This is a genomic window from Streptomyces sp. NPDC127119, assembly GCF_042677425.1.
Taxonomy (GTDB): domain Bacteria; phylum Actinomycetota; class Actinomycetes; order Streptomycetales; family Streptomycetaceae; genus Streptomyces.
This window is the reverse complement of the sequence record NZ_JBHXTO010000017.1, coordinates 1-14,829: the sequence shown is the minus strand read 5'-3', so window position 1 is coordinate 14,829 and position 14,829 is coordinate 1. Positions and strand designations below refer to the sequence as shown.

The 14,829-nt window shown below is 69.7% G+C and carries 17 protein-coding genes and 1 pseudogene; 11 read left to right on the top strand and 7 right to left on the bottom strand.

The annotated features are described in order from the left end of the window. Positions 1-8 precede the first annotated feature (8 nt). Positions 9-1,181 (bottom strand): serine hydrolase domain-containing protein, encoded by a 1,173-nt coding sequence (locus ACFVH5_RS10970; protein WP_385833225.1) that lies wholly within the window; start codon positions 1,179-1,181, stop codon positions 9-11. A 457-nt stretch (positions 1,182-1,638) separates the two neighbouring features. Between ACFVH5_RS10970 and ACFVH5_RS10965 the strand changes: the two genes are divergently transcribed. Then, complete coding sequence (locus ACFVH5_RS10965) at positions 1,639-1,866, top strand: hypothetical protein (RefSeq protein WP_385833224.1); 228 nt, start codon at positions 1,639-1,641, stop codon at positions 1,864-1,866. 51 nt (positions 1,867-1,917) lie between these two features. Here ACFVH5_RS10965 and ACFVH5_RS10960 read toward each other — a convergent pair whose 3' ends face one another. Beyond that, positions 1,918-2,094: an Imm53 family immunity protein gene (locus ACFVH5_RS10960; protein WP_385833292.1), complete on the bottom strand. Its 177-nt coding sequence runs from the start codon at positions 2,092-2,094 to the stop codon at positions 1,918-1,920. A 107-nt stretch (positions 2,095-2,201) separates the two neighbouring features. Further along, positions 2,202-2,789 (bottom strand): TetR/AcrR family transcriptional regulator, encoded by a 588-nt coding sequence (locus ACFVH5_RS10955; RefSeq protein WP_385833222.1) that lies wholly within the window; start codon positions 2,787-2,789, stop codon positions 2,202-2,204. Between the two features lie 80 nt (positions 2,790-2,869). Between ACFVH5_RS10955 and ACFVH5_RS10950 the strand changes: the two genes are divergently transcribed. Continuing rightward, the gene (locus ACFVH5_RS10950; protein ID WP_385833221.1) at positions 2,870-3,580 is read left to right on the top strand and encodes an alpha/beta fold hydrolase; all 711 of its coding nucleotides are present in this window, start codon (positions 2,870-2,872) and stop codon (positions 3,578-3,580) included. Positions 3,581-3,685: 105 nt separating this feature from the next. Here the strand turns inward: ACFVH5_RS10950 and ACFVH5_RS10945 are convergent, their stop codons facing one another. Beyond that, positions 3,686-4,699 carry an RNA polymerase subunit sigma-70 gene (locus ACFVH5_RS10945; RefSeq protein ID WP_385833220.1) on the bottom strand — a complete coding sequence of 338 codons (1,014 nt, stop codon included), beginning with the start codon at positions 4,697-4,699 and terminating at the stop codon, positions 3,686-3,688. A 153-nt stretch (positions 4,700-4,852) separates the two neighbouring features. On the opposite strand from ACFVH5_RS10945, the gene ACFVH5_RS10940 reads away from it, so the two are divergent. From ACFVH5_RS10940 to ACFVH5_RS10930, 3 genes are all read left to right on the top strand, one after another. Next, positions 4,853-5,461, top strand: coding sequence for an NAD(P)-dependent oxidoreductase (locus ACFVH5_RS10940; RefSeq protein ID WP_385833219.1), 609 nt, complete (start codon positions 4,853-4,855; stop codon positions 5,459-5,461). A gap of 245 nt (positions 5,462-5,706) precedes the next feature. Further along, positions 5,707-6,486 (top strand): inositol monophosphatase family protein, encoded by a 780-nt coding sequence (locus ACFVH5_RS10935; protein WP_385833218.1) that lies wholly within the window; start codon positions 5,707-5,709, stop codon positions 6,484-6,486. A gap of 136 nt (positions 6,487-6,622) precedes the next feature. Continuing rightward, complete coding sequence (locus ACFVH5_RS10930) at positions 6,623-7,150, top strand: hypothetical protein (RefSeq protein ID WP_385833217.1); 528 nt, start codon at positions 6,623-6,625, stop codon at positions 7,148-7,150. 157 nt (positions 7,151-7,307) lie between these two features. Here ACFVH5_RS10930 and ACFVH5_RS10925 read toward each other — a convergent pair whose 3' ends face one another. After that, the gene (locus ACFVH5_RS10925; protein ID WP_385833216.1) at positions 7,308-8,582 is read right to left on the bottom strand and encodes a prolyl oligopeptidase family serine peptidase; all 1,275 of its coding nucleotides are present in this window, start codon (positions 8,580-8,582) and stop codon (positions 7,308-7,310) included. Positions 8,583-9,334: 752 nt separating this feature from the next. Here ACFVH5_RS10925 and ACFVH5_RS10920 point away from each other — a divergent pair. The 6 genes from ACFVH5_RS10920 to ACFVH5_RS10895 all read left to right on the top strand — a co-directional run bounded on the left by ACFVH5_RS10920 (position 9,335) and on the right by ACFVH5_RS10895 (position 13,763). Then, positions 9,335-9,808: an RNA polymerase sigma factor gene (locus ACFVH5_RS10920; protein ID WP_385833214.1), complete on the top strand. Its 474-nt coding sequence runs from the start codon at positions 9,335-9,337 to the stop codon at positions 9,806-9,808. After that, the gene (locus ACFVH5_RS10915; RefSeq protein WP_385833213.1) at positions 9,809-10,525 is read left to right on the top strand and encodes a hypothetical protein; all 717 of its coding nucleotides are present in this window, start codon (positions 9,809-9,811) and stop codon (positions 10,523-10,525) included. A 96-nt stretch (positions 10,526-10,621) separates the two neighbouring features. Beyond that, positions 10,622-10,783 (top strand): hypothetical protein, encoded by a 162-nt coding sequence (locus ACFVH5_RS10910; protein WP_385833212.1) that lies wholly within the window; start codon positions 10,622-10,624, stop codon positions 10,781-10,783. A 421-nt stretch (positions 10,784-11,204) separates the two neighbouring features. Then, the gene (locus ACFVH5_RS10905; protein ID WP_385833211.1) at positions 11,205-12,233 is read left to right on the top strand and encodes an ArsR/SmtB family transcription factor; all 1,029 of its coding nucleotides are present in this window, start codon (positions 11,205-11,207) and stop codon (positions 12,231-12,233) included. Positions 12,234-12,374: 141 nt separating this feature from the next. After that, positions 12,375-12,806, top strand: coding sequence for a hypothetical protein (locus tag ACFVH5_RS10900; RefSeq protein WP_384810337.1), 432 nt, complete (start codon positions 12,375-12,377; stop codon positions 12,804-12,806). An 81-nt stretch (positions 12,807-12,887) separates the two neighbouring features. Further along, positions 12,888-13,763: a hypothetical protein gene (locus ACFVH5_RS10895; protein WP_385833210.1), complete on the top strand. Its 876-nt coding sequence runs from the start codon at positions 12,888-12,890 to the stop codon at positions 13,761-13,763. Positions 13,764-13,810: 47 nt separating this feature from the next. On the opposite strand, the gene ACFVH5_RS10890 is transcribed toward ACFVH5_RS10895, so the two are convergent. Beyond that, the gene (locus ACFVH5_RS10890; RefSeq protein WP_385833209.1) at positions 13,811-14,533 is read right to left on the bottom strand and encodes a GNAT family N-acetyltransferase; all 723 of its coding nucleotides are present in this window, start codon (positions 14,531-14,533) and stop codon (positions 13,811-13,813) included. Between the two features lie 58 nt (positions 14,534-14,591). Then, positions 14,592-14,829 (bottom strand): annotated as a pseudogene (locus ACFVH5_RS10885) (hypothetical protein); the annotation flags it as partial.

Here is a 14,829-nt window from a genome sequence, read left to right as displayed (position 1 = left end):
GCCTCCGCTTACGGCTTGCGCAGCAGCGCGCAGACGAAGTTCTCCTCGACGGTGCGCAGCCGCTCCAGAAGCTCCGGTTTGCTCGACTTGTTGACCTGGGTGGTGAGGGAGACGGTCAGTGACCGCTCGCCGTCCGGGGTGGCCGCGATCAGTTGTGTGTAGCCGGGGAAGTTGCCCGTGTGGCCGTACACCACGCCACATCGGGTGGTGTACCGGAAGAGGGCGAGACCGGCTTTGTTCTTGCCGGGACCGGCCGGTTCGGACGCGCCGTCCACCCAGTTCAGCTGCTGACGGCGGGTCCGGTCGGAGATCAGCTTCCCACCGGCGTAACCGCGGATGAAGGCCGTCATGTCCTTCGGCGTCGAGATGATCCCGCCCGACGCCCACACACCCGACGTGCCCAGCACCTCACTGACGTCCTCGGGCGGATTCTGCGCGGTGACGTCGTAGCCGTGCATGTACGGCTCGGGCATCCGGTAACCCTGCGGCAGGCTGGTGCCACGCAGCTCCAGCGGGCGGTACACGAGCTCGTCGAGCAGGTCTTCGTAGCGCACGCCTGTCACCGCCTCCGCCATCAGCGCCACGGCGATGTTGTCGGAGTTGGAGTAGGCATACCGGGTCCCCGGACGGAACGCCAACGGTTCGTCGGCCACGAAGTCCAGCAGGCGGCGGGAGTCGAAGGTGCGGCGCGGGTTCTCGGTCACCAGAGCCAGGAACTCCGGGGCCGCGCTGAAGTCCGGCAGTCCGCTGGTGTGGTTGAGCAACTGCCGGAGCGTAACCCGATGCCATGCGCGCGGCAGACGGGGGAGCACCTTGCCGACGGTGTCGTTCAGACGCAGGTCCCCGCCGTCGACGAGGCGGAGGGCGACGGCGCCGCTGTACGCCTTGGCCGTGCTGGCGATACGCATGTGGTCGGTGACCTTGATCGGACGGTCGGTGCCGATTTCGGCGACGCCTGCCCGGTAGACCTCGGTGCGGGATCCGCGCTTGAGGACGGCGATCGCTCCGGGTGGTCCGTCGGGCGCGGCGGTCAGATCCCGCAACTGCTGCCGCAGCGCGCGGTCATGACCCGCGGGACCGTCCGCGGCTCGGGCCGGGTCCTGCACCGGAGCCGCCAAACAGGCAGCGGCCAGCAGAGCGGCAAGGGGAAGACGGACCTGCGGAAAGCTGGGAACTCGCACGGAGGAACTCCTGAAACGTGAGCGCGGTGGGATGTCAGAACGACCAGCTGCCGTCAGAACCACTGACCGAGCTTCCGGACCCACCGGCTTTCCAGCACCAGCGTGCTGGTCACCAGGGCTCCTTCCGATTCATCCCATAACACGATGTACAGAAACAAACCGGTGGCCGGAGATCCACGTGACGCGGCCGTACTGCACCTCAACGAGTGACAGGCGCGCGAGGCCGGCGGTCACTGTGTGACAGCTCGGAATCGCTCGCACAGCGAACTCCTGCCGCACCACAGGACTGCCTGTGCTTCGGGCATGCGATCAACCAGCGCCGTTCGGGCCCGGCGTCCCGGTGATGCTCCGCCCGATCGCCGGATGCCGTCCACGCTGGATCGAGTGATCGCGGGCCTGTCGTGGTGGTGGTCGGCCACGCCGCTCATCCTGTTCGCGCCCGGCCCTCGCCCGTGGCATGGGGTTCCCCCAGGTGATGGCGGAGTCCGTCGACATCACCTTGTGGGCTGCCGCCCTTGGCGCGGTGGTCGCACCGGCCGCGGGGCTCGTGGTGGCGTACAGCGGGCGCCGGCGGCGCGCTCTCCGTCGCTTCATCATCATGGCGACGATCTCCAGCGCGCTGCTCCTCACGGTCTGGCTCTTCCTCGGCCCACTCGCGGAGTGCCCTGACGGCTACCACTGCTAGCGCTCTGACTACATGGTTCACGGGGGCGGCGTCTGCCCGTCTCGAGCCGCTTTAGGAAGCATCCGTGACGAGGGTGGTCGCGTGCTTCCAGGCCGGTCCCCTCCAGGTCGATGCCGACGGTCCACCCGGGTTGTCGAGAGCGCCGATCTTCACGCCCCACTCGTGTTCCCAGTCGCCGTCGCACTGGTACGAGGTCGTCGACCGAAGGGGTGAGCCGCCGGACGGCACCCTCCCGGCGGCCGGACCCAGCACACCACTGACCCCTGGCTGATGTCTCGCTGGGAGCGGAACTGCGTTCCCGCCGTCTTACCCGTGCCGGTCGTGCTGCTGTCGGTCTACTCCTGCGAGCAGGGGGCGGTTGAGCGGCTGGCGCCGGACAGGTGGTCGACCGTGCCGAGGAAGTCGCGGAAAGCCTGGCCGGTCCGGGCGGTGTCCCCGGTGGCGTCGAGGTCCATGAGGAGACCGCGGATGACGGCGAGGACGAGCGTCGCGAGGTCCGGTCGGCCGATGCTCAGCAGGCCGTCCTCCAGCGGCCCGAGCCAGTCGGTCGTCGCGGTACGCCGGAAGTTGGGCCACAGCTGTTGCTCGGCACTCTCGCGCAGCTGACCGAACATCCGCAGGTACGGCTGCCCGTCCGGGCCGGTGATGGAGGTCCAGGCGCGGTCCAGAGTGACGGTGTAGGGCTCGTCGGGCCGCGCCCGCAGGACGTCGCCGAAAGTGTCGAGTTGACGTTGCCGTGCGCGCCCGAGAACGGCTCGCAGCAGGTCGTCGCGGGTGCCGAAGTGGTAGATGAGCATGCGGGCCGAGGTGCCGGTGGCGGTGGCCAGCGGTTCGAGCCGGTCGGGTAGGCCGTGCGCGAGGGCATGATCGGCGCATGCTTCGAGCAGCCGGTCCTTGATCTGCGGCTGCGGTCGTCTGCCCATGACCCAACTTTTTCACGTAACAGCCACTACGTCTAACGTCTACAGAGAGACAGCGGACGAGGCTTACGTGGAGGCCGGCAATGAGAGTGGTGTTCGTGCACGGGGCGTGCGTGCGGGACGGGGCATGGTGGTGGCACCGCACCGCCGAACTGCTGCAGGAGCGGGGAGTGTCAAGTGTGGCTCCAGGGCTGCCGAGTTGCGGTGAGGTGGGCCTGCCCGGCGGGTTCAGTGGCCCGGGGCTGGCCGAGGACGTCGCCGCGGTACGGCAGGTGTTGCGGACCGGCGACGAACCGACCGTCGTGGTCGCCCACAGCTACGGCGGCATCGTCACCGCGGAGGCCGCCGCGGGCATCGGGTCGGTGCGTCACCTGCTGCTGGTCTCCAGTTACCTGCCCGAGGTCGGACAGAGCCTGTCGGATTTCGGCGACGGCGACGGCGACGGCAACGGCCCCGCCCCGTTCCTCGATGTCGACATCGAAGCCGGTACGTTCGGGGTCCGCCCCGAGCTGCTCGTGGACACCTTCTTGCAGGACTGCGATCCCGAGGTCCAGGCGCAGGCGGCGGACCACCTCGCCCGGCAGAGCGTGCAGGTGACCGGGCAGCCGGTCGGTGCGGCGGCGTGGCAGCAGGTGCCCTCGACGTACCTCGTCTGCGCGCAGGACCGAGGCACTCCTGCAGCGCTGCAGCGCGAGTTCGCCCGGCGGGCCGGCAACGTGGTCGAAGTCGACGCGGGCCACCATCCGTTCCTGTCCCGGCCTACGGTGATACGGGACCTGCTGTTGGATCTGTGACGCGTATCGATTGAGAGGAGTTGCTGAGTGGCCCGTACAAGTGGACCCGTTCTGCGCACGTGTTCTGAAGTGCCTGCCAGCCGGTATCCAGCGTCCGCATCACGCCTACTCCATGCCATCCGCCAGCAACCGCTGCGGCAGACCGAGGCGTGGGAACTGGTCGTTGTGGAACGTGGTGATCTCCGTGATCGTTCCGTCGGTGATGCGTAGGACGTCGATCGTCAGGGGCAGGTACGCGCCCTGCTGTTTCTGCCAGAGGTAGAAGGCGACGGCGGGCTGTCGGTTCACGGAGGTGGGGACGGCGCGCAGGCCCTTCATGGTCTCGAAGCCGTTCTCGACCCAGTCGTTCACCACCGCGTCGCGGCCGATGTACAGGCCCGGCGTGGGCGGCATCGAGCAGCGGACGTCGTCCCGCAGCAGGGCGGCGAGACCCTTGACGTCGGTAGCCACGCTGGCGTCGGTATAGCGGCGCACCAACTCGCGCGTATCCGCGTCCTGTTCGCCGCCGGTCCAGTCCTGCCGCTCGGCGGGCAGATGCTCCCGCAGGCCGGCGCGGGCCCGTTGCAGCGCGCTGTTCACGGAGTTGACGGAGTCCCCGAGGTGCTCCGCGACATCCTTCGCCGGCCAGCCGAGCACGTCCCGCAGGATCAGCACGGCCCTCGGGCGCGGCGCGAGGTGCTGGACCGCGACCAGGTACGCCAACTCGACCGTCTCCCGCGCGAGGGCGACAGCCTCCGGCTCGCCCGCGTCGGCTGCGGGCAGTTCGTCGAGCAGCCGGTCCGGATAGGGCTGCAGCCACAGCACCTCGCCGCCGGTCGCAGGCTCCGGGCGGCACTTGGCGAGCTGGTCCAGGCAGGCGTTGGTGGCGATCCGGTACAGCCAGGCCCGGAACGTCGACCGCCCCTCGAAGGTCTCCCGCCGCCGCCAGGCACGCAGGAACGTCTCCTGGACGGTGTCCTCGGCGTCCTCGAACGACCCGAGCATCCGGTAGCAGTGCACGTGCAGCTCCCGCCGGTGCCGCTCCGCCAGCCCCGAGAACGCCGGCTCGTCGACCTCGCGCAACCCGCCCACGCCTAGCCCGCTCACGTTCGGATCCTCCAGCCGCATGTCCGCACTCATCACGTCATCCTTCCGCGTCGTCGTGCCCAGTCATAGGTGTGACGGGTGCGGACGCGAAAACTCATCACCAGGCCGCACGATTGCGTCTGGGTTAATCGTCGGTTCAGATGTATGCACTTGATGTTAAGTGAGGACCTCCCTAACGTTCTCGGCATGAACCTCACCGTCCTCGCGGCCTCCGGCCAGACCGGAATCGCCCTCACCCGACAGGCCCTGCGACGTGGTCACACCGTGACCGCCATCGCGCGTGATCCCGAGAAGATCGACCTGCCCGACTCCCCGAACCTGCGCAAAGTGGCGGCCGACGTGCACGACGCGGCGAGCATCGCCGCCGTCGTGGACGGGGATTCCGTGGTCCTTTCCGCCCTCGGTACGAACCGGGCCGGGACCCTCCTGGCCGGCGCCCGAGCCGTCGTCGCCGCCGGTCCGCGGCGCGTGATCTGGCTCGGTGCCTACGGCACGGGCGCGTCGGCCGAAGTGGCGGGAGAAGGGGCGGGCATGCTCGCCAAGGTGCTGGGCGACCGCCTTCCGGACAAGGTCGAAGCCGACAACACCGTTCTCGCGGCCGGAGGCACCGTCTTCCACGCGGGCATGCTCGCCGACGGACCGGAGAGCCCCCATCGGCGCACCGTCGGTCTGGAGGCCGGGCCTCTCCTCGACCTCGGTGCGAAGGTGAGCCGGCAGACCGTGGCCGCGGCGATGCTCGACGAAGCCGAAGCGCCTGCGCATCCGGGCGCCGTGGCCCTTCCGCTGGCGGAGTAACCAGCCGGCGGTGACCTCCTCGACCGACGCCCGGACCTGCTTGCGGAGCCAGGCGTGGTCGAGGCGTACTTTCAGCGGCCGGCACGACACGGTCGGCACCACGCGGCTGGCGCGACGCGGCCGGGCCCAACTCGCTCATCGGCGACAGCACTTTGCCCGCCGCCTGACCGGCCGGCCGGCTGGCCGTGGCGCATCCCCCGTACCGACAGACACAGATCCTTTTCGATCGACTTCAGGAGCCTCCCATGAGCCAGGAACTGCTTGCCGCCACCGTCGCCGCCGTCCGCGCCGCCGGCGCCCGGATGATGACGCGCTACTCCACCGAGTCCCGTCCGCCCGGTCTGTCCGAGCTGCTCGCGAACCTCCAGGCCAATGACGCGGCTGTGGTCGACGTGCTGCGCCCGGCACTGACCGAGGCTCTGCCCGGCGGAGGCTGGCTCAACGACGAGCACGGCTCGGGTCCGCTGGCCACGGGGGAGTGGTGGCTCATCGACCCGGTCGGTGGCAACGTCAACGCTGTGCACGGCATGCCCGACTGGAACATCGGCGTGAGCCTCGTCCGTGACGGCCGCCCGGTGCTGTCGGTGGTCTACTTCCCGGTCCTCGACGAGATGTTCACCGCGACCGAGGGCGGCGGGGCGTTCCTCAACGGCGTACGGCTACAGGTGTCGGCCAAGACGTCGCTGGACGGCGCACTCGCCGGGACCGGGCAGGCACAGCCGGGTCACGACCCCGAACTCGCGCAGCGGATGGGCTCCGCCTTCGCCGCGATGACGAACTCCGCGTTGTATGTGCGGGTTTCCGTACCGGTGACCCACCAGCTCGCCCAGGTCGCCGCGGGCCGCATGGATCTGCACTGGCAGTTCGACAACGTCCGGTCCCACGCGGCAGGTGTGCTGCTGGTCCAGGAGGCCGGTGGCGTCGTGACCGACTTCGAGGGCAAGCCGTGGGAACTGGCAGGCAAGAGCTACCTCGCCGCCGCGCCGGGTGTGCACGCAGCCGCGCTGAAAGTTCTGACCGACTGAGGGTCCCGGACCACCGAGATCACGGCGTACGCCGACTTCGCTCCCGGAAGTGCGGGGACGAGGCGCCCAGTTGGCCAAGGTCGAGGGCTTCCTACCTCTTACCCATCACCCGCGCACTGCGCAGACAAGGACGGCCATGAGTACCCTCACCACGCCCCGCACCACCCCGCCGGCACGGGGAAACCGAGTTCGCTGGAGCATCCCGGCCCGGTTGCGCAAGAGCATCCTGGTCACGCATGTCGTATCGGCGGGAGCCTGGATCGGCATCGATGTCGTCTCCACCGTTCTGGTGGCGATCGGCTGGTTACGCGCGGGCGACGACCGCACCGCCGTGTACCGGGCCCTCGCGGACTTCTTCGTCGTCCCCCTGCTGCTGTCGGCTCTCGCAGCAGGGCTGGTCTGCCTCGTCACCGGCGTCCTGTTGGGGCTGGCGACCAAGTGGGGGCTCGTTCGCTACTGGTGGGTGTCGGTGAAGCTGGCCCTCAACGGCATCGCCTGCGTGATGCTGTTGCTCTTTCTGGGCCCGATCACCGAACTCTCCACGGGTGAACAGCCGTTGCAGGACATCTGGTTCGTCGCGTTCCTGGCCACCACCGCCATGGTGCTGCTGAGTTTCGCGATGGTGCTCTCGGTCTTCAAGCCGTGGGGACGGGTCCGCAAGTAGTTCCCGCCCGCGCCCCACGCATCGGGGGTGCATCGGGGCCGCAGCGTGGGACAGCCGAGACCTGCTCGCCGAGCACCCCCCGACCACAGCTGTCCCGACCACAGCTGTCCCGAACACGGCCGGCCCGAAAGCAGCACCCCCGAACACGGCATCTCTGTCAGTGTCGTTGCTGCGCTGCCATCCACTGCCAGATGTGGGTTCCGTCGAGGCTGGGGTCGTTGCGGGCGACGTAGATCCACGACCAGTGGCCGGAGAACTGGTAGCCGTCCCGGACGACATGGTCGTAGAGCGTCACTAGTGAGCCGGGGATGAGCTCGTGCGCGTGGACGGTGTTGGCCTGCGGATCCACGGTGAGGTCGTCGCGGGAGGCGACGAGCCAGCTGGGGGTGCTGATCTGTGCCAGTTCACTGTCGGGGATCAGCGGCGGGCCGCCGGGCGGGAAGGATCCGACGACGCCGCAGATCGGCACGGAGGCGGCGAACAGCGCGGGATAGACGGTGGTCATCTTCATGCTCATGTAGCCGCCGTTGCTGCAGCCGACGACGTAGATCCGGTCGTGGTCGATGCGGTTGCCGCGCGTGACGTCGCCGATGATCTCGCGGATGAGGGGGGCGAAGCGGGGGCCGTCCTGCATCCAGGCGGAGGTGCTTTGCGGGGCCAGGACGTAGGCGCCGTCGAAGATGCGCTGCGCTTCGGGGGTGGCGAAGCCCAGTGCGCCGCGGTTGGCTCGGAGCGTGGTCTCGTTGTCGTAGTAGTCGGGCAGCGAGGCGCCCTCGCCTCCGCCGTGCAGCCAGACGATCAGCGGTCGCTTGCTCCGTCGGGAGGAGTGGGCGCCGGTGGGGGAGTACAGCCGGTACTTCATTCCCGAGCCGGAGACGTGGGAGCTGAACGCGTCGACCTCGGGGTCCGACAGCCGGCGGTTCTGCACGAAGCTCTTGACGGTGATCGAACGGTGATCGCGTAGGGCGAACGGGGCCTGCTGGGTGATGGTGTAGACGAGGTCGAGCACGACGTTGCGGCCTCGGCCGGCGATGTATCCGAGAGTGCCGCCGCCGATCTGGCCCTCGGCATGGCTCAGGTCGAGCACGATGTTGCCGCGGCGGTCGAGCCGAACCGCGGTCACCGTGCGATCGAGGTCGTACTCGCTGAAGATGACGTCCCCGTCGGCGATGGGGATCGGGCTGGTGGCCTTGGCATGCACGGTGAAGGTGCCGGTGGTCAGACTGGCGGGGTCGATCGGGCCGAGCCGGGCGGCGTCGAGGGTGACCGAGGTGACCTGTTCACCACCGTCCAGCACCTGGGCGTTGAGGGTGAATCTCAGGCTGCTGATTCCACGGTCGCCGGCGTACGCGGAGGAGCCGGGCAGGGACAGGCCGGCGGCGGCGCCCGTGCCGGCGGCCAGAAGGGTGCGACGGCTGAGCGGTGTTGCCATGCGGACTCCTTGAGTGGGGGGCTTCATCGCGGCCTGTTCGCCGAATGCGGCGTGGGGGTCGCTGAGGAGTTGACGGCGGCCCGCCCGCACCGGATCAGGACGGGCAGTGTCATGAGCAGCACAGAAGCGAGCACCGTCGGCACGTTACCGGCGCCACCGCGCAGCGGACAGGTGCCGCTTCGGCTTTTCTCCGGACGGCGAGAGGGCTCACAGCGCAGAGGCTCACAGCGAGGACGCCTACAGCACGGACCGTCACATCGGGGGCAGCGGAGGCGGGGTCGAGGCGGCGGTGCGGAGGAGACGTGTGACGCGCGCACGCGCCGACGCCGACCGTTCGCGAACGGGCAGTGCTGTCAAGCGTCGTGACGGATCAGAAGCAGGCTGTTCCATGTGCGAACACTGCATAAATTCATCCGTTCGAGTTGAGTCGCGTGAGCGGATTCGCTGGTTCCGCGAGTGAACTGCAACACAGTTGAGCCAGGAGAGGCGTAGACCACCTCGTGGCGCTCGCGGGGAAGCCGCTGGCCACTCTGCGTTACCAACGGGTAGGCGGCAGCTTTGTGAATTATTCAAGTACCGCTCTGTCATGTTCGCCCTGCCACGCATGCGTGTTCGCCCGTTCGGACGAGTTTCATAGGCGACGTCAGAAGGCGCCGCAGGTGCGCATCTCGTAGCGCGGAGCCGTTCGCATCTTGCCTCAACGAAGAGGATCCATGACTGACGATGCCCGTGCGGGGGCCGGTGGAAGCCCCGTGACAGCCACCGGCGTGCTGCCCTTCCCGCTGGATTTCGAGGCGCTCTATCTGAAGAACCACGAGGACTACCACCGGTTCGCGCAAGCCATACTCAACGATCAGCAGGACGCCGAAGACGCCGTCCACCGCGCCTACTTCGAGATCCTCGCGCACTGGCCGGACCTCCTGGCCGACGGCAACGTCCACCAGCAGACGTGGGCGATCCTGCGGCGCACCGTCATCTCCGAGAAGCTGACGAACTACCGGGGCAACTTAGCCGAACTGATCGAGGACAACGACGTGGCGCGTGCCCTGTGCACCCTGCCGTCGCGGCAGTTCGACGTCATGGTCCTGCGGTACCTGTGCGGCTGTGCCACCGCCGACATCGCCTGGTACCTGGGCGTGTCGGCCAGCACCGTCGACTACCACGGCCGCAAGGCCAAGCAGCGACTTGAGCAGGCCATGCCCGCCCGTATCCGAAGGAGCAACTGAATGAGCGCCCAGAAGGGATCCGTCACGCACACCGAACAGGTGCTGGCCGCGGCCGGCCGGCGCCTGCGCGCCCGACAGCCCGCCTTCGATGTCGGCGCCGGACTGCTCCGCCTGGCCCGCGACGCCGGCTACAGCCCTGTGCCGGACACCGCACCGTCCGTCTCCCGTGCCCTGCGCCATCTGAAGGAGTTCGTCAGCTGGAGCCTGGACCAGCCAGGCGCCACGACGCACGTCGAGCGGTACGCCGCGACACTCGGCGAGAGCGACGCCCACCGGCTGCTGACGCGTGACCGGGACACCGAGGAAGTCGACTTGGACGGCGCACACGTCTTCGCCTGCATGCTGTACCTGGCCGGGCACCCCGAGAGCGCCCAGTTCTGGTGGCGCTTCACCGCCGGGGCGGGCTTCGGCGCCAGCGCCCTGTGCCTTCAACTGCTGCACAGGTCCCGGGGCGAGACCGCGGAGGCCGAGCACTGGCGCGAGATGCTGCTCCTCGTCGTCGACCTGGACGACGACGTCGCCGTCAAGACGACGTTCGTCAGCACGGTCGGCAGGTTCGCGGCCTACACCCGGCGCCACCGACCCCCGGCCCCCGTCACCCCGGCCCTGGACGCCGAGGTGCGCCGCCTGGCGACGCAGGACGACGCCGACCGTCTCGTGTGCCGCCCCGACGCCGGCCTCGCCCGGCGCCTGCAGGACTGCACCGGCTCCCTCTGACCCCGAACTGACGAGAAGCCTGCCCGCGGTCCCGGTGCCCGGGCCACTGACCGCCGGCAGGCTCCTCCTCACGCCCCCAGAAGGACGTACAACACCATGAAGCACAAGCCCCGAACTGTCGTTTCCAGCAAGGGATCACGCCGCAAACGCCGTCGTCTGCGCGACGCCGCCACCTTCGCTCTGCTGCGCGGCCTGGCTTACGGCCTGGGCACGGGGGCGGCGGGCCTGCTCCTGTACTGGCTCCAGTCGTACGTCTGATCCTTCCGTACCTCTGATCCTTCGCTTGTGCGCGTCCGCCGGGTGTGGGTTCGTGCGGGGATTACTTCGGCTGCGGGTCGGTGGGGGCGGGCCGCGCAGTTCCCCGCGCCCCTGAGGGGCCCGCTACCAGGCACGCCCTTACCCCCTGCTCGTAAGGGGCGTGAGGAACTGCGCGATCGGCCCCCACCGACCCGCAGCCGAACACTCAGCCCCAGCCACCCCCTCCCATCCGCCGCGCGCTCGGATCGTGGCCGAGACCCGTGGGCCAGCGGTGACGGCACGGAACGGCCGGATCCGTACGTTGTCCCCGATGCGCGAGAAGGCACAGGCTGCTGCCTGCCGGGCGGGACGACTAGTCGAACCGGGGGACCCTGCCATGCTGCGCATCCATTTCACGCCCGATGACCTGAGCCTCATCCGAGTGGCGAACACACCCGACCCGCTCTGGGAGATCACTTCCAGCCTGCACCGTCTCCAGACCTCTCAAGGCCGATGGGCCTACGCCCACTGGCACCGCGCGACCAGAGAAGCCCTCACCGGCACCCGGCTCGGCGCCGCCGTCCGGCGGCTGCTCGTCCCCGTGCTGCCCCGGGCCCGCTACTGGCCCGACTTCCTCTCCCCGCAGGAGTCCGAGGACGGACTCGAACCGGGACTCGCCGCCATCCTCGACACCCCACCCCGCCGCGTCGCCGAAGAGGTGGCCCTGCTCGCCCGGTTCGGCCGGGCCCCCACCTGGGCGTACCGGCTCACCGAACGCCACTTTCGCGGAGAACTCGTACGGGTACTGCGCGACTACCACGACACCGTCGTCGCCCCGCACCAGGAATTCATCGGCGCCTCGCTCGCAGGCGAACGCGTCCTGCTCTCCCGCGCCCTCCTCGACGGCGGTGTCGGCGGCCTGCTCAGCGGCCTCTCGCCCGCCATGCGCTGGCGCCCGCCGGTCCTGCACGTCGACTACGTACAGGACCGTGACCTGTACCTCGGCGGACGCGGACTGCGGCTCGTACCTTCCTACTTCTGCTGGCAGTCGCCCGTCTCGCTGGCCGACGACACCCTCCGGCCGGTGCTCGTCTACCCGCTGCACGACAGCCGGCCGACCGCGCCGCCCGAGCGTTCGGAAGCCTCCCTGTCCGCGCTGCTCGGCCGCACCCGCGCCGCCGCCCTGCACACCCTGGCCTGCGGCGCGACCACCTCCGAACTCGCCCGCCACCTCGGTGTGTCACCCGCGACCGCCACGCACCACACGACCGTGCTGCGGGACGCAGGCCTGGTACGCAGCCGACGGGTGCGGAACACCGTCCTGCACACCCTCACCCCGCTCGGCGCGGCCATGCTGCGGAAGCCCGACACGACACATTCGAGTCAAGGTCGCTCAGGCGCCCGAGTTCCCGCCGAGGCCCCTATCACCCCAGCGGGCCCACCTTCCCCGCCCGCCCCGCCGGAGCGCTGAACTCCGCTGCCGGGCCTGGGACTTTCGAGCCGTTTCGAAGGTCGTGGTGGCGCCGGGGCGGGCGCTGCGAGTGTTTCCCGCGGCACCGCACGGGCCGGTCCGACCACGGTCCGTGCCCCGAACGGAGAGGGGACACGAAACATGTCGAAGAGGAGAACCATCAACCGGAGCCTGATGGCCGGGGCGCTGGCGTTCGTCTGCGCCGGCACCGGCGTGGCGCTGGCCCCCGTGGCGTCCGCCGCCCCGGCGGCCTGTACCGCTTCGGCCATCACGACCGGTGAGTACGAGAGCCAGGGCACCGTCCGGAACAAGTCCGCCACCAGCACCTGCGGCGACCTCAACCTGACGTACTCCCTGAACAGCAGCTCGCGGCTGTACGACTACTACGCGGGCCGCCTGCGCCGTTCCGACGGCACCTGGTTCACCTGCGCCAAGCGCTACGTCCAGGCCTATGACGGCAACCACAGCATCAACGACTCCACGTACTGGCTGTGCACCGACGTCAACGACAACGTGCCGTTCAGCGTGTCCAGCCTCCTCGAAGGCGGCGACAGCGTCACGATCACCCACTGACCTCGGCCCAGACCCACGGGGTGCCGCCTGTCCGGCGGCGCCCCGTACCGGCGCCCCGTACCGGCGGAAGGACGGATGGACGTGACCCGTACGATTCTGGCGCGCGCGGCCCTCGCGACGACGGCCGCGCTGCTGCTCGGCGCGTGTTCGGTTACGACGGAGCCGACCGCCGCGACCGGGCCTGTACCGGGGCCGCCCGCCACCGTGGCACCCGCAAAGGTGACCCGCACCCTGCCCGACGACCCGGCGCTCATGGTGCTCCCCGCGACCGGGGCCGAGTCCCGCTGGACCCAGGGCCTGGACGTCCTGAGGCAGCAGGTGGCACGCTCCGTCGCTGCCGACTGCGCCCGCGAGGCCGGAACCGGGCTGCCGCCTGAGCCTCCGCTCGCCTTCATCTCGTATGCCGAACTGCCCGACCTCGCCTACCTCGGCCGTCACGGCTTCGGCCACGGCACCGAGGTGCCTGTACTCGCGTCGAGTGCCACTCCGGTGCGGACGGGCAGCGACGCCGAGATCCGTCGCTGCCGCACGCGAGGCCAAGCCGCAGGCGAGAAGGTACGGGAGGCCTATCTCCCTTTGCAGCGGCTGTGGTTCGGTGAACTCTCGGCCTCGCGGCGCGACCCCGCCGCCGTACGGGCCCTGCGTACCCTGCCCGGCTGCCTCGCCGGCAAGGGCTACCGGGTCCGCGACGAGGAGGCGTTCTTCGCCCTCGTCGACAAGACGATGATGAACGCGAGCACGGCGGACTACGCCCGTCAGGACCGCGCCCTCGGCAGCGCGTACGCCACCTGCATGCGTCCCGTCGAAGCCGCCCGCGAACCGCTCCGGCGGACCCTGCGCCGACAGTTCCTCGACACGCACGCGCAGGAGGTCCGCGAACTGCGTACCGCGCTGTTCCCGGCCCTGCGCGACGCGGAACGGACGTACGACGTACGGCTGATCTTCCCGACGCCGTGACCGGGGGAGACCGTGCGGAGGAAGCCCTCGCAGGCTAGGAGCACGTCTCAAGCGATCTCAATGCTGAGTTGGGAGCCCAGTTCCACGAATCCCAATGCGGTCGCGACGCGCCGGGAGGCGGGCGGTCGCGCACGCCACTGCGGCAGAAGCCCGCGTGTGAGGGCCTGAGTGACAGCCGCCGACCCTGTCACCCGTGCCAGTCCTCGCCCGCGCGCTTCCGGCGCGGTCAGTACGCTGACATGGGCCGTACGCCTCGGCCAGTCCCGATATCCCGCGGCGGCAACCACGCGGCCGTACTCACGGACCACGAACGCGGGCGACGTGATCTCGTCCAGAGAAGCCTCACCGGCGTCGTCATCACCGGCCACGTGCTCCAAACGACGCAAGTCCGGATGAGCGGGCGGCAGTTGCTCCACCGCCAACGCACCAGCTTCCACCGGCCGAAAGCCCGCTGGAGACACATAGGCGAGCGCTGCCGGCCCGAGCACCCGCCGTACCGGTAGGACCTCCCGAACCAGTACGCCATCCACGACGGCCTCCACAGGCAGGCACCCCAGTGCGTCACGAACGAACTGGGCGGCACTGTCGTTCGGCGCGGTCACGATCGCTGAGCCACCCAGGGCGACCACTCCGACCCAGCCGTTCGGACACAGCCTGGACCGCGGGGAGACCACCACGTTCACTGCGCCAGGCGGGTCGAACGACACCGGCACCTGGGCCAGGTCTTCCCAGAGCCCACGGGCCCGGACCACCAACGAATCCACCGACATGCCGCCGATCCTGCCAGCCCGTGCAGGGCACTCGCCTGATCCGGAGTCGGTGGGCCGATCAGGCACCGGCCGCGAGTACGAGCTGAGAACGGGACACCTGCGTGCGCGACACACAAGCGACGGCCACCGGGGTCGCGGTGCGTGCAGAGCGCGGTCGGGAGACCTCGCCGAGCCCCGTCCGCTCGCGGTCACCCGCGAAGACGAACAGTCGCAGCACCAGGAAGCGCCCCACCCCCGCGAGCCCGGAAGCCCCGAGGTAGACGGCCTGCTCGGTGAGGACCCCGGGCGTCGACTGC

Excerpts from the sequence above, each read along its gene's own strand:
- ACFVH5_RS10930 (WP_385833217.1), top strand. The coding sequence starts at position 6,623 with ATGAGTACCCTCACCACGCCCCGCACCACCCCGCCGGCACGGGGAAAC.
- ACFVH5_RS10965 (WP_385833224.1), top strand. The coding sequence starts at position 1,639 with ATGGGGTTCCCCCAGGTGATGGCGGAGTCCGTCGACATCACCTTGTGG.
- ACFVH5_RS10940 (WP_385833219.1), top strand. The coding sequence starts at position 4,853 with ATGAACCTCACCGTCCTCGCGGCCTCCGGCCAGACCGGAATCGCCCTC.
- ACFVH5_RS10900 (WP_384810337.1), top strand. The coding sequence starts at position 12,375 with ATGTCGAAGAGGAGAACCATCAACCGGAGCCTGATGGCCGGGGCGCTG.
- ACFVH5_RS10910 (WP_385833212.1), top strand. The coding sequence starts at position 10,622 with ATGAAGCACAAGCCCCGAACTGTCGTTTCCAGCAAGGGATCACGCCGC.
- ACFVH5_RS10890 (WP_385833209.1), bottom strand. The coding sequence starts at position 14,533 with ATGTCGGTGGATTCGTTGGTGGTCCGGGCCCGTGGGCTCTGGGAAGAC.
- ACFVH5_RS10950 (WP_385833221.1), top strand. The coding sequence starts at position 2,870 with ATGAGAGTGGTGTTCGTGCACGGGGCGTGCGTGCGGGACGGGGCATGG.
- ACFVH5_RS10925 (WP_385833216.1), bottom strand. The coding sequence starts at position 8,582 with ATGGCAACACCGCTCAGCCGTCGCACCCTTCTGGCCGCCGGCACGGGC.
- ACFVH5_RS10935 (WP_385833218.1), top strand. The coding sequence starts at position 5,707 with ATGAGCCAGGAACTGCTTGCCGCCACCGTCGCCGCCGTCCGCGCCGCC.
- ACFVH5_RS10955 (WP_385833222.1), bottom strand. The coding sequence starts at position 2,789 with ATGGGCAGACGACCGCAGCCGCAGATCAAGGACCGGCTGCTCGAAGCA.
- ACFVH5_RS10945 (WP_385833220.1), bottom strand. The coding sequence starts at position 4,699 with ATGAGTGCGGACATGCGGCTGGAGGATCCGAACGTGAGCGGGCTAGGC.
- ACFVH5_RS10915 (WP_385833213.1), top strand. The coding sequence starts at position 9,809 with ATGAGCGCCCAGAAGGGATCCGTCACGCACACCGAACAGGTGCTGGCC.